A 23,754-nucleotide genomic window follows, 5' to 3' on the forward strand; every position below is an offset into this window, starting at 1 on the left:
GATGAGTACCCGACTGATCCACCGCCCGGCACGCACCGTCAGGCCGCCGGCGCCCCCCGCCGCGCGCATCATCGAGGCCCCGCCCAACCTCCCCGAGGGGAAGGCCGGGAGCATCGCCATGTCGCTACTGCCCGTGGCCGGCGTCATGTCGTCCGTCGTGATGATGACGGTCGTCCGCAACAGCCAGTTCGCGGCGCTCGGCGCGCTGATCCTCGTCGTCACGATCGTCGGCTCGGTCGCGCTCGTCTTCTCACAGCGCGGCAAGGCCCAGCGCACCCGGCGCACCCAGCGCGAGGCCTACCTCGCCTACCTGGAGGACCTGCGCGAGGAACTCTCCGCCGAGGAACGCGAACGCGGCGAGCACGCCGACGTCCTGAACCCGCCGCCGCACGCCCTGTACGACATCGTCCGCGACCCCGCCCGGCTGTGGGAGCGCCGCCGCGTCGACGGGGACTTCCTGCGCGTGCGCGTCGGCACCGGCGAGATGCCCGTACGCGACCTCCAGATCGGCCAGCAGGGCTCCACCGTCCTCACCCCTCCCGACCTCTTCATGCTGAACGAGGCCTCGGCTCTCACCGCCCGCTTCCGCAACGGCACCGAACTCCCGCTGACCGTGCCGCTCGACCGCGTCGGCAACGTCAGCGTCATCGGGCCCCGCGAGGACTGCCTGCGCGTCGCCCGCGCCCTGCTCGTCCAGGCCGCCGCCCTGCACGCCCCCGACGACGTGGCGATCGCGCTGGCCGTGCCCGGCGAGCGGATCACCGACTGGGAGTGGGCGAAGTGGATGCCGCACCTCCTCGACACCGAGCAGCTCGACGGCCCCGTCGCGGCCCGCCGCATCGCCCCCTCCGCGGACCAGCTGGCCCGGCAGATCGGCCCCGAGCTGCGCCGCCGGGCCTCCTACGCCGCCGAGGTGCGCCGCGGACTGTCCGGCAAGGACGCCCTGTCCATGACCTCGCGGCTGCTGGTGGTGACCGACGGGCACGGTGAGGACGCCGTCGACCTCCCCCGCCCCGACGACGCCGTGGGCCTGCGCGAGATGGGCGTGACCGTCCTGCACCTGCTCGAACAGCGCATCCAGGAACCGGGGCACGTCGGCGTACGGATCACCGTCGACGGCGACCGGGTGCTCATCGAGGACCTGCGCCAGGACGAACCTGTCAGCGCCCACGGCACTGTCGACGAGGTCGGCATCCCCTTCGCCGAGGGCCTGGCCCGGATGCTCGCGCCGCTGCGCCTGTCCGCCGAGTCCCTCGTCGACGCCCCGCTGTCCGGACCCGTCGACTTCGCCGACCTGCTCGGCATCGACGACGTGGCCCGCCTGGACCTCGCGAGCCTGTGGGCACCGCGCGGCGAACGCGCCTTCCTGCGCGTGCCCATCGGCGTCAGCGACTCCCGCGAGCCCGTGCTGCTGGACCTCAAGGAGTCCTCCGAGCTGGGCATGGGCCCGCACGGCCTGTGCGTCGGCGCGACCGGCTCCGGCAAGTCCGAGCTGCTGCGCACCCTCGTCCTCGCCCTGGTGGCCACGCACCCGCCGGAGGACCTCGCCCTGGTCCTCGTCGACTACAAGGGCGGCGCGACCTTCGCGCCGTTCGCCGACCTCCCGCACGTCGCCGGCGTCATCACCAACCTGGAGAACCAGGCCGGGCTCGTGGAACGCGTCCACGCCTCGCTGGCCGGCGAGGTCAAGCGCCGCCAGCAGGTCCTCAAGGACGCCGGCAACGTCGCCGACATCGGCGACTACGCGGCCCTGCGCGCCGACCGCCGGCCCGACCTGGACCCGTTGCCGCACCTGTTCGTCGTCATCGACGAGTTCGGCGAGCTCCTCACCGCCAAGCCCGACTTCATCGACCTGTTCCTGTCCATCGGCCGCATCGGCCGGTCCATCGGCGTCCACCTGCTGCTCTCCAGCCAGCGCATCGAGGGCGGCAAGCTCAAGGGCCTGGACACCTACCTCTCCTACCGGCTGGGCCTGCGCACCTTCTCCGCCGACGAGTCCCGCACCGTCCTGGACACCACCGACGCCTTCCACCTGCCGCCGCTGCCCGGCTTCGGCTACCTCAAGGTGGACACCAGCCACTACGAGCGGTTCAAGGCCAGCTACGTGTCCGGCGCCTACCGGGGTCCCGTCCAGCGGACCGTGGACGAGGACGCCGGCCCGCTCGCCCTGGAGTACGCGGCCTTCAACTCCCACTCCGAGCAGGAGGCCGCGGGCGGTCAGGAGCCCTCGGCACGCCGGCGCGAGACCGGCCCCACCGAGATGGGCGTCATCGTCGAGCAGCTCCAGCACGCGGCCGGCCCGGTGCGCCGCATCTGGCTGCCCCCGCTGCCCGACGCGATCGCCCTGGACACCGTCGCCGGACCCCTCGACGTCGGCGTCCGCGGCATGCAGCTGACCGCGCGCCGCGACCGGATGGTCGTACCGCTCGGCCTGCTCGACGACCCGACCAAGCAGTGGCAGGGCCGCTGGTACCTCGACCTGACCGTCGCGGGCGGCCACGCCGCCGTCATCGGCGGCCCGCAGTCCGGCAAGACCACCCTGCTGCGGACCCTGGTCCTCTCGCTCGCCCTGACCCACACCCCGCAGGAGGTCGGCGTCTACGGCCTCGACCTGGTCGGCGGCGGCCTCCAGGCCCTGTCCGGCCTGCCGCACGTCGGCGGGATCGCAGGACGCGCCGACCGCGAACGGGCCGCCCGCACCGTCGAGGAGGTGCGCACCATGCTCGCCCTGCGCGAGGACCTCTTCCGCGAGCACGGCATCGACTCCGTCGAGCAGCTGCGCACCCTGCACGCGGCCGGCCGCCTGCCGCAGCTGGCCTCCGCCGAGATCGTCCTGGTGATCGACGGCTTCGGTGCGCTGCGCGACGACTTCGAGGAGCTCGACGACGCCGTCGTCGACATCCTCAAGCGCGGCGGCGGCTACGGCATCCACGTCGTCGCGGGCATGCTCCGCTGGAACGACGTCCGCATCGCCGTCCAGTCGAACTTCGGCACGCGCGTCGAGCTGCGCCTGAACGACCCCAGCGAATCGAGCATCGAGCGCAAGCTCGCCGAGACCCTCGCACCCGACGAGCCCGGGCGCGTCCTCACCGACGGCAAGCTCTTCGCGCAGGTGGCGCTGCCCCGCACGGACGGGCTCACCGACACCTCGGAGCTGGGCGCCGTCCTGGAACGCACCGCCCGAACGGTCCGCGCCACCTGGAGCGGCGACGCCGCACAGCCCGTGCGGGTTCTGCCGCACGTGCTGGAGCCCCACCTGCTGCCCGGCCCGGTCGCCGAGCCGAAGCGGGTGCCCATCGGCCTCGACCAGAGCGCGCTGGCTCCCGTCCTCCTGGACCTGTTCCACCACGACCAGCACCTGCTGGTCATGGGCGACAGCGAGTGCGGCAAGACGAACCTGCTGAAGACCGTCGCCGGCGGTCTCATCGAGCGCTACGGCGAGGACGAGCTGGTCTTCGCCATCATGGACCCGCGGCGCAGCCTGCGCGGCGTCGTCCCGGAGGAGTTCAACGGCGGCTACGCCTACAACGCCAAGATGTGCGCCGGACTGGCCGCGGGCATCGCCACCGAGCTGGAACGGCGGCTGCCCGACGACAGCGCGCCGCTGGAGGACCTGGAGCCGGGCAGCTGGGGCGGCGGGCCGCGGATCGTGGTCCTCGTCGACGACTACGACGTGCTCACCACCGCGGGGCAGTCCCCGCTGGCGCCGTTCGTCCCGTACATCCCGTCGGCGGCGGACATCGGCCTGCACTTCGTCCTGACCCGCCGGGTCGCGGGCGCCTCGCGCGGGATGTACGAGCCGCTGGTGCAGGGCCTGCGCGAATCGGGCGCCTCGGCGGTCGTCATGGCGGGCGACCGCAGCGAGGGGCAGCTGTTCCCGGGCGTGTACGCCTCCCAGCAGCCGGCCGGCCGCGGCGTCCTCGTCCGCCGGGGCCAGTCGAACCGCCTGATCCAGACCGTGTACGCCGCCGAGTGAAGGACCGCAGGACCACATGACCAAGGACGTCGTAGCCCTCACCCAGCAGATGCCGGCCCCCTGGGCGGTGCTCGCGGGCCTCCTCTCGGGCGGCCCCGACAAGCTGGTGGACACGGCCGGCGAGGGGGCGGTGATCCAGCTCTGCGACGAGCAGGGACGGCCGCTCGTCTCGGTCGAGGCGCCGCTGCTCGTGCAGGTCGAGGGCGAGGCGGAGCGGTTGCTCGGCGCCACCCCGCCGCGGGTCCCCTTCTGGTGGACCGAGGCCCGCGCCACCACCGGCGTACCGGAGGCCGAGCGGCTCGCGGGCACCTTCGCGGCCCGGCTGGCCTCGCTGGCCGGGGGGAGCGCCTGGCCGCCGGAGGCCGCGCGCTCGGTGGCGGTGGTGCGGAGCGACGGGATCAGCGTGGCGCCGACGCCCGCCGCGGCGCAGCCCGCCGTGGACGTGCTGACCCAGAACGTCGCCGTGGTCATCATGGACCGCCCGGTCGTCGCGATGACGGCGTGGCTCTCCGACGCCTTCCGGGCCGCGGCGGCGGCCGAGCGGGGCCTGCAGATCGTCACCCCGCCCGGGACGGTGCTGTCCCCGGCGGTGCTGGCCAACATGCCGGACTGGCCCTCGCGGTGGGTCGTGCAGGACCAGCGGGACGGGTACTACGACGGGCTGTCGGGTGCGGTGCTGCGCTGGCAGGAGGGCATGTTCGCCACCGTCGTGTCCCCGGACGCCACCGAGGAGGACCCGCGCACCCCGGTCGCCGCCGCGTACAAGGAGGCGGTGAACACCCCCGAGCGGCAGCTGGCCCTCACCTTCAGCACCGTCCACCCCGCGGACGACCGCCTGGTCCTCGGCGGCGCCCTGGAGACGGTGTGGCGCGAGCTGACGGGCGCCCCGCCGGCGGGCTGGGGCACGGCCGAGCCCGCCAACCTGCCCTGGTCTCCGGGCCGGCTGACGGACGTGGCGTTCACCCGGGCCCCCGAGCCGACGTGGTTCGTGGTGGTGGGCGGCCCGGAGCGGCCCGGACTCGCCACGCTGCGGATCAACCGTACGAAGGCGGGCGTCGAGGAGACCGTGACGATGGCGCTCGGCTACGGCGCCGGCGAGGAGCCGCCGCTGGACGCCCTCCCGCGGGTCGCGGAGGCGCTGGTCACCCGCCACCGCCTCCGGTCGATGCTCGTACAGCTCCGCAAAGCGCGGCGCGACCTGCTGGTACCGCCGCGCTTCGAGGGGCCGGGAGTCCCGCTGGCCTTCGTCCTGGGGGCGGAGGAGGTGCACGGGATGCCGGACGACCGGGCCCGGCGCACGCCACTGGCCGAGGTGCCGGTGCGGCTGGGGCCCAAGTCCCGCCCCGGCTACTACTACCCGATGCCCGGGGATCCGTCGGACCTCACGGGCTGGGCGGTGTTCGAGCGGCTGATGGCGCATCTGAAGGGCTCGTGAAGATGCCTGGCGGTTTGTCATGGGTAAGTCACAACTGGCTCGTTGCAGGTTGCAGGTGCGATGTATGTTGATAGAAATGGTCATACTGATGGCCGATTGACTGCCGGTGCAGTCGGTGCAGTCGTTCGAGAGTGCGGGGGAGTGTGGGATGAAGTTCGACATGGGGACTCAGGTTCTGACGAACCTGATGTCGGGGTCGCGTAACTCGAATACCGACCTGGGGTCGCTGATCAAGCAGCTGGTGGCCGCCGCGCAGCCGTTGGAGGGCAAGTTCCAGGGGCAGGGCAAGGTGGCGTTCGACTCGTTCAAGCTGCGTGCGGACGGGATCGCGAAGGAGCTGAACGCCTCGCTGGCGGCGATCCTGGGCGGCCAGTCCGGCATGGAGCAGGCGTTCGGGTCGGGTGACCAGGAGCAGGGCGAGAACGCCCGCCAGACGCAGGGCTCGGCGAACTTCGACGCGGCGCGTTTCCGCGGCCGCTGAGCCGGCCGGGCTCCCGGCTCCATCCGGATTCTTCTTTCTTCAACCTCGCGGGGAGTGTGGTCGGTATGTCAACTGGTGGGACGGACCGTCGTGCGTACGACGTGGGCGCCTCGACGGAGGTGCAGGGCGGCATCAAGGCGGTGATCGGCCAGCTGGAGCAGGTGATCGCCGCGCGTGAGGCGCAGGTGGCCGCGGCGATGTCCGACTTCGCGGCGGACGGTGTGGCGGACGACTACCACGCCAAGGAGCTGCGCTGGAAGAACGCCTCCCAGGAGGTCAAGAACATCATCCAGCTGCTGAACACGACGCTGGAGAAGAACGACGCGACGGCGCGCCAGACGCTCCAGCGCGCGAAGGCCGCGGTCGACAACATCGGCTGAGCAGGATCGTTTCAGCGGATCACTGGATCAGCGGAACCGGTAGGGAAGTCGGGCTCACGGGGGTGGGGCGTCCATGACGTCATGGGACATCAAGCCGCAAGGTGTACAGGGCCAGTTGAAGACCGTCGGCACGAACGCCGGCGAGTTGGAGAAGGCCTTGAACGCGCTGCTCACAGCGATGTCGGAGGCGGCTCAGGCCGCGGGGACGGCGGTGCCGGGCTCGCAGGCGGAGACGAAGCTGCAGGGTCCGGTGGCGCCCGGGCGGCCGCCCCTGTCCCAGAAGGCGATGGGCCCGGTGGCGGCGGCGCTGGGTGAGTACCTGACGGCCCGCAAGCCGGAGTTCAAGTCGATGGCCGAGCGGATCGAGGCGTGCGTCCTCGGCGCGGTCGCGGCGACGAACGAGTACCTGGAGGGTGACCTGGACCAGGCCAAGGCCGCCCAGGACGCGGCGAAGTCCGTCAACCTCGACATCCTGCGCGAGAAGACCGGGGGCAAGAAGTGAGCGGGGACGCGCCGGTCGACCCGGCCGAGGTGCCGGTCTTCACGGGAGACCTGCCGACGCTGGACGCGAAGGTCAAGCTGATCTCGTCCGGCGGGGCCGCGGTCTCGACGAAGGCCTCGGACGTCCACACCAGCTTCGGGGGCCTCCAGGCCTTCTACCAGGCACCGGAGGCCGACCAGCTCTTCGCGACGACGAAGCCGGTCTCGGATCTGGGCCTGAAGCTCAGCTCCGACATGTGCACGATCGCCGGCGCTCTGGGCACGTACTCGCGCGACGCGGCACCGGTCGTCAAGAAGCTGGAGAACCTGAAGGCGGAGGCGGCGGCCTTCCGTACGAAGGTCGCCGATGACGACAAGTGGCGTGAAGACGGCGACCTGATCGACGAGAACCTGGAGCGCCGCAACAAGATCGCCGAGGTGTGGGCGGAGTTCCAGGAAGTGGAACGGGCCGCGCACGCGAAGATCGTTGCCCTGGTGGGCGGCAAGCCGCTGCGGGTCAACGACGGCTCCAACGCCAAGGACATGTACGGTTACGACGCCGAGGCGATGAAGCAGTCCAAGTCCCTCCCCTGGGGCGACGCGGTGGAGGAGTCCATCCCCGCGTGGCAGGTGTGGGAACACGCCTGGGAGTTCGGCAAGGGCGTCGTCGTCGACGGCGTCTGGGGCACCCTGAAGGGCCTCGGCGGCCTGGTCGGGCTCCAGGGCTGGGACGTCTTCAAGCAGTCCTGGACCGGCCTGGCCAAGCTGGGCACCGGTCTGGCGATCTCCTCGATCCCCGGCGTCGGCCCCCTCTTCCTGTCCGCACCGGCCGACAAACTGCCGTCCTGGCTGCGCGACTCGCGCACCGCGATGAAGGAGACCGGCAAGGCCCTGCTGGCCTGGGACCAGTGGGGCTCCAACCCGTCCCGCGCGGCGGGCGCGGTCACCTTCAACGTCGTGACCACGATCTTCACCGGCGGCGCGGGCGGCGCCGCCGCCGGAGCCGGCAAGGCGGGCGCGGTCGCCAAGACCCTCTCCTTCGCGGGCAAGGCCGGCCACGCCATCGACCCGATGACGTACATCTTCAAGGGCGCGGGCGCGGGCTTCTCGAAGATCGGCGACGTGATGGCCGGCCTGAAGGGCATGGGCAAGTTCGAGGTCCCGAGCATCAACGTGGACGGCGTGGTCGCCCTGCCGGACGGGGCCGTCCACCTCCCCGACGGCGCGATCCACCTCCCGACGGGCACGGCCGTCCCGGACGGCGCGATCAAACTCTCCGACGGCACCATCAAACTCCCCGAGGGCACCACGACCCTCCCGCCGGGCACGGTCAAGCTCCCGGTGGACGGCCCGCCGAGGTTCATGGACCTCGAAGGCAACATCTACAAGGCCGACGGCACGCTCGACCAGAGCGGTACGGCGGCCCGCCAGGAGCCGTCCCCGGATGCGGACGCGGGCGTGCCGCGCACCGAGGCCCCGAAGACGGACACCCCGTCCACCGCCAGGGTCCCGGAGCGCGAGCTGGTCGGCGTCGGCGCCCGCGGCGGCGACGACGCGATCCGCCTCGGCTCCGACATCTCCGACCCGGTCCACGCGATCGACAACACCCCGCGCGGCGTCGACGCCACCCCGGTCAGGATCCCGGAACACGAACTCGCGGGCGTCGGCGGCCGCGGCGGCGACCACACCCCGGGCGGGACAGCCCCGGACAACATGCCGCGCAACGACCTCAACAACCCGGGCGGCCCCCGCCCGGACACCCCGAGCACGCCCGCCACGCACGCGGACACCCCGTCCACGGCCGGCACCCACGCGGACGGCCCGGGCACCGGAGCCACCCACGGCGACGGCCCCGGCGGCACGGGCGGCAACCACAACCCGCTGGGCGGCCACGGCCCCGGCTACAACGGCATCCCTGACCTGGGCGACGACGCGGCCCGGGGCGCCGGCGACGGGACGCCCCCGGCAGGCGGTCACGACGGCCAGGCGACTCCTCCCGCGGCCGGACAGCAGCTGACGCCGGAGCAGGTCAAGGCCAGGCAGGACGAGTTCGTTCAGAAGGCGAACGAGGACAAGGCCTGGTTCAGCCAGTACTACCGGGTGGACGGTCACCGTCACAGCGTTCAAACCAAGATCGACGGCGTCGAGCTGCCGATCCTGGCGAAGGACAGCGACGGGTCCTGGATTTCCAAGAACAGCCTCCCGTCCGCCGGCTCCGAGACGAAGTTCGGCAAGGATCCGTTCCTCCGCGACGACGCCCACCCCAAGATCGACCACCTCGACGACGTCGCACGGGACCGCAAGGTCTCGGTGGACCTCGCCAACGCCGAGCGCGCGCACAAGAACGGGCCCACCGCCGACACCCTGGACGAACTGGCGAAGGCACAGGCTCGTTTCGACACGCGCATGACGCCGAGGTGGGGCGAGAACACCTCCAACAACACGTCGTTCTCGGAACGACTGGGCGAGGACGCCGCACGACTGCACGTGATCCCGGAGAGGTTCCCCGGGTCGGTGGAGCAGCCACTGCCGAAGACGCCCAACGGTGCCAACATGTTCGACCAGCTGTACCGTCGTCCCGACGGCAAGCTGATGATCATCGAAGCGAAGGCGCCGTCCTCCAGCCTGCTCTGGCGCAAGGGCGTCGGCCCGGCCGAAGGCTTCATGGTGAAGCAGGGCACCGAGCCGTACCTGCGCACAATCATCGCCGAAATGGAACTCCGGCCGAACCTGAAGGTGACCGACCCCTTGGGCAATGTCTGGAAAAACTCGGACCTGGCGGATGAACTCACAAAGGCCCTGGACAGCGGAAACCTGGAGTACGCCATGGTGAAGGCCAAGGATGGCGGCTCTCAGTACGCTGGGGCCGTCCTTGAATTCTTCAAGATCTGAAAAAGGAGACAGAGTCCGTGATCGTGCCGCGCCAGGACTATCCGAAGGACGAGATGGCGGCGGTGGTTCCCTCCATGGAGGGGTCGCTGTCCTATTCGCTGGAGGAGATCGAGACCTCGCACAATTCCAGGTCGGGCGCGGTCATGAGGTCGCTGAACGTCGCCTTCGTGCGCTGTGTCGGGGACCCTGGTGCCGTCATGCTGGAGACGTGGGAGTCCTGGCTGCTGGCCATGCAGGTGCACTCCGCCGTCTTCGCAGCCGTGGACCCGGACCGGGAGACGGTCACCTGCAAGATCCGGCAGGAGGAGCGCCACCTCGCGACCACCGGGCCTCAGACCTACCTCAACGCGAACACCTGGCTCAACGCCTTCTACCTCGCGATCATCTGCCGCGAAGCAGCCCGCCTCGACATGCTGGCGCGGATCCCGGTTTCCCTGCTGCGCGACTTCGGCGGCGCCCTGGACGAGTACACCTATGCCTGGGTGGAGACCCTCCAGAGCTTCTGGCTCCGCCGCGACGATGTGGGCGCGCACCTGGTGCGCGCCGTGGACCTGAGCGCTCCCGAGCAGGCCCGCGTCATCGACGCCGAGACGATGAGCAAGCTCCGCTACCCGCCGATCATGATGCTGTACCGCTACCTGCGCAACGACGCCGCCGGCTTCAACGAGTCCCTTGCCGATGCCGTCCGCTGGCACAAGGAGTACTGGACCGCCGACGAGGACCGCCGGCAGAACATCCTGGGCATCGTCGCCCTCGCTCCTCTGGCGATCGCCTGCCTGGCGAAGGCCAACGGGCTCCCGTTCGAGGTCGAGACCGAATACCTCCCGGAGGCTCTCCTCGACTTCGCCTGGCGCGGCGAATTCGACGCCTAGCGGGATACGCCCGGTGACCGTAGCCGGAGCGGGCATCTCGCCCCGGGCGCCACGGCAGAGGAACGTGTCGGGCGACTCGGGTCCGGTGTCGTGCGGGGCACCCGTGGCTGGAGACGTGTACCGGGACGCCGACGCACCACCACCGCGGCGTTCGGAACTCCTCGTGGAAGTTCACGCCCAAGTACCTTGTCGAAGCGGCCGACTCGGGGAAATCCCCACGTAGCCGCCGGTCGGGGCTTGAGTAGGGTGGGCGAGATCAAGGCACACGGGGGGAAGATCGCGTATGGAAGCGCTGCGGCATGACGACCCCCGGCGGGTCGGGGCGTACACCGTGCTCGCGCGGTTCGACGCCGACCCGGAAACCAGCGCTCCCGAGCGGGCGTTCGTCGTCCGCAGCGGTGACGGGGACACGCTCCTCGCGCGGCTTCCCCGCCCCGGCGTCGATCCGGCCCGCTGGGCCGTCGAGGCCGAAGGGGCCCGGCGGCTCGCCGTGTCGGGGTTCCTGACGGTCGGCGAGGTCGGCGGCGGTGCGGGTGAGCCGCCCTGGTGCGCGGGCCCGTACGTCCCCGCCCTCACGCTGCCCGCTGCCCTGCGGGCGCACGGCGGGCCGCTGCCCGACCCGGTCGTGCGGGCGCTGGGTGCGGCCCTCGCGCGGACGCTGGCCACCGCCCACGCGCAGGGAGTCACGCACGCCGGTCTGTCCCCCTCCGCCGTGCTGCTCACCACCGACGGCCCCCGCCTGAGGTGCTACGGCGCCGTACGGGCCGCCGCGCCCGACGGCGAGCGGCGCGACGGGTTGCCGGGGCTCGACTCCGGCAGTCTCGCCCCCGAGCCGGCGGCCGGCGGCCGGCCGCAGCCGCCGGGCGACGTGTACGCGCTCGGCGCCGTACTGGCCTACGCCGCGACCGGCCACACCGTGCCCGAACGCGACGAGCTGCCCGCCTTCCTGCGCGAGCCGGTCACGGCCTGCCTCTCCCGCGACCCCGACCGGCGCCCGCAGGCGCACCAGCTCCTCATGTACCTGGAGCAGGCCGCGTACGAGGCGACACCGCCGGTGGTGACCGCGGCCCCGACCGCGTCCCCGAGCCCGCCCGCCTCTGCGGCCGCCGCGCCCGCCCCCCTCCCCCTCCCTGCCTCGGTCGTCGTCGCCCTCGCCCGTCAGTCGGCGGAGGTCCTCGCCGCCGAACCGCCCCTCGACGCCTCCCGGACGTACCACGGATGATCGCCCCGCTCACGCACGACGACCCGTACGCGCTCGGCGGCCACCGCCTCGTCGCCCGCCTCGGCAGCGGCGGCATGGGGACCGTCTACCTCGCCCGTTCGGCGACCGGGCGCACCGCGGCCCTGAAGACGATGCACGCGCACATCGCCGCCGATCCCGCCGTCCGCGCCCGCTTCCGCCTCGAAGCGGATGCCGCCCGCGTGATCGGCCCCGTGCACGGCGCGCGCGTCTTCGACGCCGATCCGCTCGCCGAGGTCCCCTGGCTGGCCACCGAGTACGTCCTGGGCCCGCCCCTCGACGAGGCCGTGCGTCTCGCGGGGCCGCTGCCCGAGCGCGCGGTCCGCGCCCTGGGGGCCCTGCTGTGCGCGGCGCTGGGGCAGCTCCACGCCTCGGACGTCGTCCACCGCGACCTCAAGCCCTCCAACGTCATGGTCACCGCCGACGGCCCCAAGGTCATCGACTTCGGCATCGCCCGCGCCCTCGGCGACGACCGCCTCACCCGCACCGGCACGGCCGCCGGCACACCTGCCTTCATGTCGCCCGAGCAGGCCACCGGCCAGGAGCACACCCCCGCCGGCGACATCTTCGCCCTCGCCGGCGTCCTCGTCTTCGCGGCCACCGGACACGGCCCCTTCGGCAGCGGCGGCCACGCCGACCTCATGTACCGCGTCCGCCACGCCGACCCCGACCTCATCGGCGTCCCGCCGGGCCTGCGCCCGGTCCTGGCCCGCTGCCTCGACAAGGACCCCGCGGGCCGCCCCGCCACCGGCGACCTCGCCGCCCTGCTGCACCCCGGCCCGGGCGGCTTCGCCGACCACCTCCCCGAGCCGCTGCTCGCGGAGATCACCCGCCGCGCCGGCGCCGTGTGGAGCATCCCGCCCCGGCGCCTCCCGGCCCCGCCGGAGCACGGAGTCCCCGCGACCGTCCCGAGCGACTCCCCCCGGCCGCACGCCCCGACGGCCGGCACGAAGGGGTCCGGCCCGTCCCGCCGCCGGCTCCTCACCCTCGGCGCAGCCGCCGGCCTCGCGGCGGCCGGTGCAGGCGCCGGCGTGTGGGCCCGGTTCGGCCGGCCGGACACCACCGCCGCGCAGCCGCCCGCCGCCGCGCCCACCGGGGGTCCCGCACGGGACCTGCTCTGGCAGGAGCCCGTCAGCTACGCCGACCCGCTGATCCCACCCGCACCGCTCCTCCTGGACGGGCTCCTCCTCGTCGGCGAGTACGGGGTGAAGGGCCTCGACCCCGCGACGGGCGCGGCCAAGTGGGCCGATCCATCGGTGTACTTCATGCGCCGCACCACCACCGACGGCACGAAGATCTACTCCGCCGACCACGCCCTCGACGAGAACGAGCCGCTCCGCATCGCGGCGGTCGACACGGCCACCGGCAAGCTCCAGGCCCCCTTCGGCACGCTCAAGGATCTGCAGGCGATCCTCTACGGGACGCAGCTGCTCTGCGCCGCCCCCGACGCCGTCTACCTCGTGGGCGGCCGCGGCCCGCACCTCCGCGACGGCTTCCTCAAGGACCAGAAGTGGTTCCTGCTGAAGGTCGACAGCCGTTCCGGCGGGAAGCTCTGGGAGGTCCCGCTGCCCGCACGCCCCGACCGGTCCCCGCACCTGCACTTCTTGTCCGCCCGCGCCGTGGGCGGCCACCTGGTCCTCGTCCAGCAGTCCGCGGACCGGGAACCGCGCCTCGTCGTGCACGACGCGCTGACGGGCCGGGCGCTGTGGGACCGCCCGCTGCAGAGCCCGCAGCCGGTCCTGAATCGGGCCCACCTGGCCGTGGACGACCGGCACGTGTACCCGTCGGCCGGTGAGCTCATCGCGCTCGACCTCGCCGACGGCAGGCCGGCCTGGCGCTTCGCGGGGCGGACCCCGACGGCCCGCTTCGGTCCCCCGGCCGTCAAGGACGGCGTGGTGTACGCGGTCGAGGAGAACCGCGGCCTGGTCGCACTCGACGCCGCGAACGGCACCCCACGGTGGACGGAGGGGCCCCGAACGGTCGCCGCCGAGGACCTCGGCGTCCCGCCCGCGGTCGGCATCTCGACGGTGTACGCGTACTCCGGCGCCTCCGCCGCACTGGTGGCCGCCGACCTGCGCACCGGCGCCCCGAGCAGGCCCGTCGGGGCCGCCCGGGCCCGCTTCTTCGCCGATCCCGCCGCCCGGCGGCTCATCGCCGTCGGTGACGCGTACGTCGCCGCGTACCCCCTCGCCTGAGCTCACAGAAAGCAGCACCGCACGCCATGAAGCCCCTGGAATCCGGAGACCCGATCCGCCTGGGCCCGTACCGTGTCCTCGCCGTCCTCGGCGAAGGAGGCATGGGCAAGGTCTACGTCGGCCAGGACGGCGAGGGACGCGCCGCCGCGGTGAAGGTGCTGCACCCCCACCTGGCGCACGACCACGACCTGGCCCGGCGGTTCGTCCGCGAGGCCCGCATGGCCGCCGCGGTCGGCGGCCCGTCCGTGGCCCGGGTCCTGGACGCCCGGACCGAGGGCGGACGGCCTTGGATCGCCACCGAGTTCCTGACCGGCCCGACCCTCTCCGACGCCGTACGCTCCCACGGCCCGCTCGACGAGCCGACCGTACGGGCCCTCGCGGCGGCCCTCGCCGGGGCGCTGCGCGACATCCACGCCGCGGGCCTCGTCCACCGGGACCTCAAACCCGCGAACATCGTGCTCACCGCGGCGGGCCCGCGCGTCATCGACTTCGGCATCGCCCGCCCCGAGCACGGCCTCACCCTCACCACCACCGGCCAGGTCCCGGTCACCCCCGGCTACGGTGCGCCCGAGCAGGTCCTCGGGCAGCGCGTCGGCCCGGCGGCCGACGTCTTCTCCCTCGGTGCGGTCCTGGTGTACGCGGCGAGCGGGCTGCACGCGTACCAGGGTTCGCACGTCGCCGCCGTGCAGTACGAGGTCGTGCACGGGGAGCCGCGCCTGGACCGGGTACCGCCCGCGCTCCGGCCGCTGATCGCCCCGTGCCTCGCCAAGGACCCGGCGTCCCGGCCGCTGCCGGACCGGATCGTCCTCTCGGCCGCGCCGCCCCGCGGTGCCGAACGCGCCTGGCGGCACGGCGCGATCGCGCAGGACATCGCGGCCCGGGAGCACGGCCTGCGCCGGCTGACCGCCGTACCGGGCGGGGTCGCACCGCGCCCGCTCTCCCGGCGCCGACTGCTGACGGGCCTGGCGGCCGGCGGGTCCGTGCTGGCGGCCGGCGGGGGTGCCGCGGCCTGGTGGGGCCTGGCGAGCCGTTCCGGCGGTGACCCCTTCGACCTTCCCCCGGCCGTGCGGACGCCGGAGGGCAGGATCCTCGACGCGAAGAAGGGCGACTACGTCCTGGGGGAGACTCCCGCGCCGCTGTGGAGCGTCGCCTCGGCCGTCTCGGCCGACACGCCCGCGCCCCTGCCCGTACGGGACGTGGTGATCGTCGCGGCGCCGGAGGGCGGCATCGCCGCGCGCAGCGTCGTCGACGGCACACTGCGGTGGACGGCGGCGGACGCGGTGGCGACCAACCGCTATCTGTCCCTCTCCGACCGGCTGGTGGCCGCCACGGACGGCGACGGGAGACTCGTGACGTTCGTCGCCTCGACCGGGAGGCCCAGGTGGACGGCTCCCGCGGAAGCCGCATGGCTCCTCGCCGCGGACGACGAGGCCGTCTACCTGGTGACGAAGGACCGGCGCGTGCGCAGCGTCGGACGCGCCGACGGCAGGATCCGCTGGACCGTCGGCGTGGGCGCCGACCTCGGCACGAAGGCCGCCTCGCGCGGCCTGGCGGCCCAGGGCCGACTCGTCGTCACGGCGGCGGACGGCAGTGTCGTCGCCCTCGACACCGCCGACGGCCGCACGGTCTGGGACCTCCGCGAGCAGTCCGCCGGCGGCCGGGCCATGGTCGCCCTGTCGGGCCGCACGCTGTGCGTGAGCGGGAAGAACCTCTCCGCCGTCGACGTCGTCGACGGCAAGCAGCTCTGGTCTGCCGAGAACCCGAAGCCGGCGGACGGGACGCCGGTCTCGTGGGGCCCGCCGACCATCCACGGGGACCACGTCTACGCGAGCGTCCTGACCTCCCCCCTCCGCCTCGACCTGCGCACCGGCCGGGGAACGGACTGGGCCTACCAGCTCCTGTTCGAGTGCGATGCGCCCAGCCCGCTCGTCGTCCAGGGCAACGGACTGTGGTCCGTCGCCGTCAACAGGACGGAGGGGGGCGTCAACGTCGTCGACCTGTCGGCCGAGGGCAGGACGTCGTGGGTGTTCCGCATCATCAAGAACCCCGACCGCTACTGGATCACGGCAGACGCGAACCGCGTGTTCCTCCTCGACGGCACGACCCTCGCCGCCCTGCCCGTGTTCTGAGCCGCCGGGCGTCGCGCGGCGGGCCCGGCGGTCAGACGCGGAAGGGCGGCTGCGGCCAGCGGTGCGGGCGGTACGGGGCCCACCACCAGAGGTCGCCGACGCCGACCAGGAGGGACTCGGCGGCCAGATCGGCCCGGACGGACGGGACGAGTCCGTCGGCCGTCGGGGCCGCCCGGACGGCCTCCACGCCCGCCAGGTAGTCCGGTTCGTCGATCACGATCCGGTTCAGCACGCCGGACCGGTGGTCACGGATCTCCAGGAAGCCGGGTCCCCTGCGGACGACGCACTTGCCGAGGAAGAAGCCCTCGGCCCAGGCCGCCCGCAGTTCCGCCGCGTCGGCGGGCCCCTCGATCCCCGACGGCGGGTAGAGGTGGCTCAGCGTGAACGCCGAGGGGCCGGACCGGCAGGACCCCGCCTCGGGCAGGCGCACCCGCCAGTCGACGACGACGCCCCACGCGGTCAGCTCCCGCAGCAGGTTCAGGAGGCGTACGGCGCACAGCGGAGCGGCCGCGGGAGACAGGTCCACGAGGGCGCCGAACTCGGCCCGCCGTACGCCCGTGCGGTACAGCTCCCGGGCGATGTGCGCCGCGTCGGCGCAGGCGTCGGCGACGGCGACGCTGCCGAGGTGCATGCCCGGCAGGGTCCGCGCATGGTCCCGGTAGTCCCGCCACAGGTCGATCACGGGCTTGCGGGCGGCGATCACGAGGCGTCCTCGTACGCGGGGCCGGGGATCCGGGCGAAGTCCCGGGTCAGGTCGGGCGCGGAGCCGCCGAGACGGGTCAGCTCCGCGTTGGTGCCGAGGGGTACGACGTGGACGTACCGGCCGGCGTCCTCGTAGAGGAGCCCGGCCTCGCCCCACTCCGCGAGCAGTTCGGCGACCCGGGACGCGCAGACGCTGCCGGTGAACCGGGCGCTGAGCCGGTGGGTCAGCGACTGGAGGCTGCGGGGGTCCTCCAGGAGGCGGAACGCGGCCACCTCGACGGGGTCGGTGATGCTGCGGGTCGTCCAGTCGAAGTCCTCCCGCCGGTTGGTCAGCACGATTCTCGATCCGATGTCGTAGCGGGTGAGGCTGCTGTGGAGGTGCAGGTCGCGCCACCGCTCGACGGCGGCGCCGAGCTGCTTGGCGAGGGTCTCGTCGATGCCGGCGTGCGGGGCGTCGAAGAGGTAGGCCAGGTCGTGGAGCTCCGCCTCGGGCAGGTCGTGGACGATCGCGTAGTGGGAGGCCGGGCGCAGCGGGGCGAAGCCCAGCTCCGGCCGGTCGAAGTACGGGCTGAACCGCTCGATCTCGATGCGGGTGACGCCGTCCGGCGGGGTGAGGTGGGCGAGGGCGGGCAGTTGCCGGATCACCTCGGTGTAGTCGCGCTCGCGCTCGCCCGGGAAGCCGTACAGGTAGTTCCACGTGGCCCACAGGCCGGCCGACTGGGCGTCCCGCAGGTGGCGTACGTTCTGGCAGCCGGTGACGCCCTTGTCCATCAGCCGCAGGACCCGGCTGCTCAGGCTCTCGATGCCCGGCTGCACCTGGACGAGGCCGGCGTCGGCGAGGGTCTTGAGCTGGCGGTAGCGGAGGTTGGACTTGATCTCGTAGTGGAAGCGCAGGTCGTGGCCCTGCTCGATCAGGGCGGGCAGCACGCTGCGCAGGTATCCCATGTCGAGGATGTTGTCGACGACGAGGATGTCGAGCACCTGGTGGCGCCGGGTCTGTTCCGCGATCTCCTGCAGGAACGTCTCGGGCGCCTTGCTGCGGAAGGCCATCGAGGATCCGTTGAGCCCGCAGAACGTGCAGTGGTGCTTCTCGCCCCACCAGCAGCCGCGCGATCCCTCCAGCACCAGCTTCGGCTCGATCCGGGAGCATGCCGCGGACGTCTGCACGCGGTGGAAGTAGGGCCGGTAGTCCGGCTGCCTCAACTCGCCGGGCGGCAGCGGGAGGCGGGTCATCGCGTTCGCCCGGTGGGCCCCGTCCCCGGTGCGCCAGCACAGTCCCGCGACCGTGGCCGGGGCCGTCCCGCCGCGGACCACGTCGAGCAGGGCGGGGAACGCCCGCTCCCCCTCCCCGCGCACGACGAAGTCGACGGCGGGGAAGTTGCGGTGCAGGGCGGCGCCCTGTGGTCCGTCGCAGTTGGCGCCGCCGAGCACCGTGACGGTGCCCGGCGACAGCCTCTTGACCGCCGCGGCTGTCGCCAGCGCGGCCGTGTTCTGCTGGAACGTGGTGGTGAAGCCCACCACGTCCGGCCGGGTGTCGGCGATCCTCGCGGCCAGTTCTTCGACGAACCGCCCGGACGCCTCGTGCAGGGCCAGGCACACGGCCCGCAGGTGCGGGCTGAGCCCCTGCGCCATCTGCTCCTCGAATGCACGCACCCGCCACGACGGGACACCGTGGAGGGCGCTGGAGAACACCCAGTCCCCATAGCCTTCGAAGTACGCGTGGCTGGCGAAGAACTCGTAGTCCTCGACGCTCAGTCCGATCGCTTCCGCCGCCCAGTCGTAGAAGTCCAGGTTGGCGTTGACCGTCTCCACGTCCGCCCGGTGGGAGCGGCCGACGGAATGCAGGATCCCCAGAGCGAGGGACGGCGTGTCCAAGGAGGCCCACGGCATGTTCACCAGAATCACACGCATGTGCGGAGCAGCCCTCCGGCCTTTCTCAGAGTCCTTCCGCCGCAAGGGTCCTGCGCACGCCGATGACGTCCGTGCCGGATCTCTTGCCCGCAGCCATCGCGCGTGGGTCGCTGACGATGGTGGTCTTCTTCACTTTGATCCCCGTCCGTTTCCGTGGTCAGTGGAGCGGTTGCAGAACCGGAACTCTAGGCAGGGTCACTACCGGATTCCTTCCGGTCACTCTGCGTGCAACCTGGGCGAGGATCGACGTGATGCGGTGGGCGGGTGCGGGCGTGCCGATGCAGGCGGACAGTTCGGTGAGCTCCCTGCGCAGCACCTGGCCGGCCGCCCGGTCCTCGGCGTCGAGCGCCCGGCACAGCAGCTCGACGGCGGAGAGCAGGACGTGGTGGACGGGCTCCGCGCCCAGCAGCCGGATCGACTGGGCCAGCCGGTCGACGGCCCGGTCGATGTGTCCGTCGGCGAGCTCCAGCGAGGCCAGGACGTAGAAGAGCTCGCCCATCCCGAACTCCAGGTTCATGTCCCGCAGGACGGCGTGCCCCTCCTCGATGAACCGCCGGGCGGACGGATCGCGCAGCTCCAGCAGACTCAGGCCGAGGGTGAGTCCGCTGAACGCCTCGTACGGGCGGTCCCCCAGCTCGTGGAAGGCCGCGAGGGCGGTCTCCGCCTTCTCCCTCGCCTCCTGCAACTCCCCCCGGTGGCGCAGCACGACGGCCCAGTGCCGCAGCGCCAGGGCCTCCTCGCGCCGGTTGCCGGCCTGCCGGCTGAGCCGGACCGCATCCTGGAAGGCGGCCGAGGACAGCTCCCAGCGCCCCTGCTCGTAGCGGATCGTGCCCAGTTCGCGGGCGGCCAGCGCCTGCGCCAGCCGGTCGGCGCAGTCCCGTGCCACCCCGGCGGCCCGCGTCACCTCGGTGAGGGCGGGGCCGAGCCGCCCCAGCGCCCGCAGCGCCCCGGCCCGGATCACCAGGCACTCGCTGCGCAGGGCGTCGATGCCCAGCTCCTCGAAGACGGCGGCCGCCCGGTCGACGAGCTCCAGCCCGGCCTCGGGGTCCCGGCGGATGCACCGCAGGGACGCCAGCCTCAGGGACATGACGCCGACACCGAGGGTGTCGCCGTCGGCCTCGGCCGCCGCCAGGGCGAGCCGGTGGCCGGCCTCCCAGTCGTCGTAGAGGTGGCGCAGCTCCAGGAAGTCGGTCGTGCTGTCGGCCAGTTCCCACGCGACCCGGCCGAACCCGTTCGAGCAGGCCATGGCGACCGCGGACGCCAGGGCCGGGCGCTCCGCCTCGAACCACAAGTAGGGGTCCTCGACGATGTAGTCGACGTCGGACCGGTCGAATCCGTCGTAACGTTTCGCCACTCCCTGCGCGGCGGCCGGCCATCCCTGGGAGCGCTCACCGCTGATGCGCTGCGCCGCCGAGGCGGACAGGGTGAGCCACCCGTCCAGCACCCTGGCGAGCGCCTCCCGGCACTGTTCCCGCGAGTATTCGGCCTGCGCCCGCTCCCGGGCGTAGAGCCGGACGAGGTTGTGATAGCGGTACCGGGTCTGTCCGGCGACGTCGCATCCGATGACGTCCAGGAGCTGGGTGCTGACGAGTTCCTCGATCAGGTCCTCGGCCTCGTCGATGGTGATGCGCAGCAGCGGCGCAAGTAACCAGGAGGCGAAGTCGGGCGCGTCGATCAGACCCAGGAGGCAGAACGCCTCGCGTTCGCGCGGCCCCAGCTCCTGGTAGCCGGTCGCGAGGGTGGCCCGCACCTCCAGGTCCCCGGAGACCAGGACGTCCAGGCGCCGCCGCTCGTCGGCGAGGCGGCGGGCGAAGCGGCTGATGCCGCCCTGGGAGTGCTGGGCGAGCCGGGCGGCCGCGATCCGAACGGCGAGGGGCAGGTACCCGCACAGCCGGGCGATCTCCGCCGTGGTCGCCTCGTCCCCGGCGACCCGGTCCCGTCCGGCGATGCGTTCGATCAGGGCCCCGGACTCCTCCGCGTTGAACACGTCGAGGTCGACGTGGGTGGCGGATTCCAGGCCGGTGAGCCGCGGCCGGCTGGTGATCAGTACGACGCAGCCGGGCGAGCCGGGGAGCAGCGGTCTGACCTGCGCCTCGCTGACGGCGTCGTCGAGCAGGATGAGCATGCGGGAGGAGGCGGTCCGGCTGCGGAAGAGTTCGCTGCACTCCTCCAGGTCGTCCGGGATGCCCTCCTCGCCGACGCCGAGCGCGCGCAGGAAGCGTTTGAGCGCCACCAGGGGGTCGAGCGGCCGGGTGTCGGCCGTGCGCAGGCGTATGTACAGCTGCCCGTCGGGGAACTGCTCGGCCACCCGGCGCGCGGCCTGCACGGCCAGCGTGGACTTGCCGACCCCGCCCTTGCCCGAGAGGGCGACGAGCGCCAGGGACTCCTTGTCCCCCGACGTCAGGGTGTCGCGGATGCGGCCGACCTGGTCGGCGCGTCCGGTGAAGTCGGCTATCGAGGGCGGGAGCTGCGCCGGCACCACCGGGACGATGGGCGACCACAGGCGCTCGGGTGCCTCGGCGGCGCTCTTGCGGGGCAGGTCGAGGCCGGGACCGCCGACCAGGATCGCCTCGTGGAGGCGTTGCAGCTCGCTGCCCGGCTCCAGGCCGAGTTCGTCGGCGATCAGGGTGCGCCCGGCCTGGTAGACCGCGAGCGCGTCGGCCACCCGGCCGCAGCGGTAGAGCGCCAGCATCAGCTGTCCGCGCAGCCGCTCCCGCAGGGGCTGCTCCCCCACCAGCGCCTTGAGTTCGCTGACGAGTTCGCCGTGCCGGCCGAGCGCCAGCTCCGCCTCGATGCGCTCCATGAGGACGCCGATGCGGCGCTCCTCCAACGCCGGCGACTCGGTCCGTATCAACTCGTCCGTACCGTCGGCCAGTGGCTCCCCCCGCCACTGGGCCAGGCCGGTGCAGTACGCCTCCACGGCGTCGAGTTGACGCTCCTGTGCGAGCGCGGCCCGCGCGTCCGCGACCGACCGGTCGAAGGTGTGCAGGTCGAACCGGTGCCCACCGAGCTGGAGGCGGTAGCCGTTGCCGGATCTGATGATCAGGTCCGGCCCCAGCTCGCCGCGCAGTTGGGACACGCACTTCTGGATCTGGGCCACGGCGGTCGGCGGTGGCGATTCCCCCCACAGGATCGCGACCAGTCGTTCCACCGGGACGACGTGTTCGGAGCGGAGCAGCAACGCGGCGAGCACCGATCTGGTCTTGCGCCCGTTGAGTTTGACTGCGAGTCCGTCACGCCATGCCGTGATCGGCCCGAGAACACGGAACTCGAATGTCACTCAGCTCCCTTCTGATCCCGTCCGCCCTTACGCGGCAACGGGACACCGCCCCCACCTGATGACCTGCGCCTGTGGACGATACCGCACGGTCGGAAGCCCGGCGGAAGCCAATCGGTAGCGGTGAGTGAAAAGCTCATTACATCCCGGACGCCGACGGAAGCTGCAGTTCAAATGACCAGAAATGCGGACACCGAAGGCGCGGCTGCGGACACCGCCGGCCTCTCGTCGGCAAGCGACCTCACCGGCCCGGAAGCCGCAGAGTGGGCGGTCCCGCACGCAGCGGGCGCCTTCAGCGACGGCGCGTTCTTCGCCGGCCGGCATGCGGCCGGGCCGTACTCCGACGGCGCTTGCGCGGACGTGCAGGCGGTCTCCCGTCCGTGACCCAGCCGGCATGCCGACGGCATGCCGTGCCATTCAACTTTGGAGGATCAGCGTGCACGATGCCTATGACGTTCTCTGCGTCGGATACGGCCCAGCGAACGTCGCCGTCGCCGTCGCGTTCGAGGAGCTGTGGCCGCAGGCCCGGGTGAAGTTCATCGAGCGGGAGCCCGGCCCCTACTGGCAGCGCGCCATGCTCCTGGACGGCTCCGACATCCAGAACAACCCCCTGCGGGACCTGGTGACCCCGCGCAACCCGCGCAGCCGGTACACCTTCACCAACTTCCTGCACGAGCAGGGGCGCCTCTTCAAACACCTCAACCTGCCCTCCCACTACCCGCTGCGCAAGGAGTACGCGCGCTACGTCCAGTGGGTCGCGCAGAACGTGCGGGCCGACGTCGACTACGGCCGCGAGGTCACCGGCATCGGTGTGACCCCAGGCACGGACGGCCCGCTGGTGGAGGTCACCTCCGCCGACGGCACGACCTACCACGGGCGCTCCGTGGTCGTGGCCCCCGGCCGCACCCCGAACGTTCCCGCGGTCTTCTCCGGCGTGCCGGCCCCGCACCTGTTCCACACCTCCCAGTTCCTGCCCAACATCGCCGACCTGGACCGGGACTTCGACGGCACGCTCGCCGTCGTGGGCGCCAGCCAGAGCGCGGTCGAGGTGGTGCTCGACCTGATCGCGCGCTTCCCCGCCGCCCGGATCGTCAATGTGATGACCGGCTTCGGCTACCGCCTCAAGGACACCAGCCCGTTCTCCGAGGAGGTCTACTTCCCGGAGTTCGTCGAGTACTACTTCCACGCGTCGGAGGAGGGCAAGAAGCGGCTGCGCGACCAGCTGCGGCCCACCAACTACTCGGCCGCCGACTCCGACGTGGTCAGCGCCCTCTACATGCGCATGTACGAGGACGAGCTCGACGGCCGCGAGCGCATACGCCTGTGCACCAACCGCCGCGTCGAGGGCGTGGAGCGCACCCCCGAGGGCGTGGCGCTGGACCTCACCGAGCACATCACCGGTGAGCGCGAGCGCATCCACGCCGACCGCGTCGTCCTCGCCACCGGCTACCTGGACCTGGGGATCACCGGCCGGACGGAGCAGCTGCCGCCGCTGCTGAAGGACCTCACCCAGGTGCTCGGCGTGACCGACGGCCGGCCGCTGTCCGTCGGCTACGACTACGGCGTGGTCCCGCACCCGGCCTTCGAGGGCGAGGTGCCGCCGATCTTCGTCAACGGGCTGTGCGAGTCCACCCACGGGCTCGGCGACGCGGGCTCCTTCAGCCTGCTGGCGCTGCGCTCCCAGGCCATCGTCGAAAGCCTTGAGCGGCGCCTGGTCGCCGAACAGGGCGCTGCCGACCTCGTCGCCGCCCAGGCGCCCGGTTCCGACCTCTGAGAGAGACGAT

The 23,754-nt window shown here is 72.6% G+C and carries 15 protein-coding genes; 12 read left to right on the forward strand and 3 right to left on the reverse strand.

Annotated elements, in window-relative coordinates:
- Position 1 precedes the first annotated feature (1 nt).
- The 10 genes from IF89_RS0109225 (at position 2) to IF89_RS0109270 (ending at position 16,080) form a co-directional block, all read left to right on the forward strand.
- Entirely contained in the window at positions 2-3,976 is a 3,975-nt protein-coding gene (locus IF89_RS0109225; protein ID WP_030763937.1) for a type VII secretion protein EccC, read from the forward strand.
- A 16-nt stretch (positions 3,977-3,992) separates the two neighbouring features.
- A complete protein-coding gene (locus IF89_RS0109230) occupies positions 3,993-5,411 on the forward strand; it encodes a DUF6177 family protein (protein WP_030763939.1) in 1,419 nt (472 codons plus the stop codon).
- Positions 5,412-5,559: 148 nt separating this feature from the next.
- Positions 5,560-5,892 carry a hypothetical protein gene (locus IF89_RS0109235; protein WP_030763942.1) on the forward strand — a complete coding sequence of 111 codons (333 nt, stop codon included), beginning with the start codon at positions 5,560-5,562 and terminating at the stop codon, positions 5,890-5,892.
- Between the two features lie 65 nt (positions 5,893-5,957).
- A complete protein-coding gene (locus IF89_RS0109240) occupies positions 5,958-6,272 on the forward strand; it encodes a pore-forming ESAT-6 family protein (RefSeq protein ID WP_030763945.1) in 315 nt (104 codons plus the stop codon).
- A gap of 73 nt (positions 6,273-6,345) precedes the next feature.
- Entirely contained in the window at positions 6,346-6,774 is a 429-nt protein-coding gene (locus IF89_RS0109245) for a DUF6507 family protein (RefSeq protein ID WP_030763947.1), read from the forward strand.
- Positions 6,771-9,644 carry a hypothetical protein gene (locus IF89_RS0109250; protein WP_030763948.1) on the forward strand — a complete coding sequence of 958 codons (2,874 nt, stop codon included), beginning with the start codon at positions 6,771-6,773 and terminating at the stop codon, positions 9,642-9,644. The genes IF89_RS0109245 and IF89_RS0109250 overlap by 4 nt, the downstream gene beginning before the upstream one ends.
- Before the next feature lie 17 nt (positions 9,645-9,661).
- Positions 9,662-10,516, forward strand: coding sequence for an immunity 49 family protein (locus tag IF89_RS0109255; protein ID WP_030763951.1), 855 nt, complete (start codon positions 9,662-9,664; stop codon positions 10,514-10,516).
- A gap of 283 nt (positions 10,517-10,799) precedes the next feature.
- Positions 10,800-11,738, forward strand: a complete 939-nt coding sequence (locus IF89_RS0109260) for a serine/threonine protein kinase (protein ID WP_043193460.1) — start codon at positions 10,800-10,802, stop codon at positions 11,736-11,738.
- Positions 11,735-13,951, forward strand: coding sequence for a protein kinase domain-containing protein (locus IF89_RS0109265; RefSeq protein ID WP_030763954.1), 2,217 nt, complete (start codon positions 11,735-11,737; stop codon positions 13,949-13,951). Before IF89_RS0109260 ends, IF89_RS0109265 begins: the two co-directional genes overlap by 4 nt.
- 26 nt (positions 13,952-13,977) lie before the next feature.
- Positions 13,978-16,080: a serine/threonine-protein kinase gene (locus tag IF89_RS0109270; RefSeq protein WP_030763955.1), complete on the forward strand. Its 2,103-nt coding sequence runs from the start codon at positions 13,978-13,980 to the stop codon at positions 16,078-16,080.
- 31 nt (positions 16,081-16,111) lie between these two features.
- Here the strand turns inward: IF89_RS0109270 and IF89_RS0109275 are convergent, their stop codons facing one another.
- The 3 genes from IF89_RS0109275 to IF89_RS0109285 all read right to left on the reverse strand — a co-directional run bounded on the left by IF89_RS0109275 (position 16,112) and on the right by IF89_RS0109285 (position 21,973).
- Entirely contained in the window at positions 16,112-16,783 is a 672-nt protein-coding gene (locus tag IF89_RS0109275) for a DUF5825 family protein (RefSeq protein ID WP_030763958.1), read from the reverse strand.
- On the reverse strand, positions 16,780-18,693 hold the full coding sequence (locus tag IF89_RS0109280; protein ID WP_063831266.1) for a RiPP maturation radical SAM C-methyltransferase: 1,914 nt from the start codon (positions 18,691-18,693) through the stop codon (positions 16,780-16,782). The genes IF89_RS0109275 and IF89_RS0109280 overlap by 4 nt, the downstream gene beginning before the upstream one ends.
- A gap of 157 nt (positions 18,694-18,850) precedes the next feature.
- The gene (locus IF89_RS0109285; RefSeq protein WP_051806907.1) at positions 18,851-21,973 is read right to left on the reverse strand and encodes an AfsR/SARP family transcriptional regulator; all 3,123 of its coding nucleotides are present in this window, start codon (positions 21,971-21,973) and stop codon (positions 18,851-18,853) included.
- A 171-nt stretch (positions 21,974-22,144) separates the two neighbouring features.
- On the opposite strand from IF89_RS0109285, the gene IF89_RS0109290 reads away from it, so the two are divergent.
- Together IF89_RS0109290 and IF89_RS0109295 are read left to right on the forward strand one after the other, a co-directional pair.
- On the forward strand, positions 22,145-22,354 hold the full coding sequence (locus IF89_RS0109290; protein ID WP_030763965.1) for a hypothetical protein: 210 nt from the start codon (positions 22,145-22,147) through the stop codon (positions 22,352-22,354).
- 52 nt (positions 22,355-22,406) lie between these two features.
- On the forward strand, positions 22,407-23,744 hold the full coding sequence (locus tag IF89_RS0109295) for a lysine N(6)-hydroxylase/L-ornithine N(5)-oxygenase family protein (RefSeq protein WP_199820483.1): 1,338 nt from the start codon (positions 22,407-22,409) through the stop codon (positions 23,742-23,744).
- The last annotated feature ends 10 nt before the right edge of the window (positions 23,745-23,754 follow it).

This window comes from Streptomyces sp. NRRL F-2664 (genome assembly GCF_000719345.1).
Taxonomy (GTDB): Bacteria; Actinomycetota; Actinomycetes; order Streptomycetales; family Streptomycetaceae; genus Streptomyces.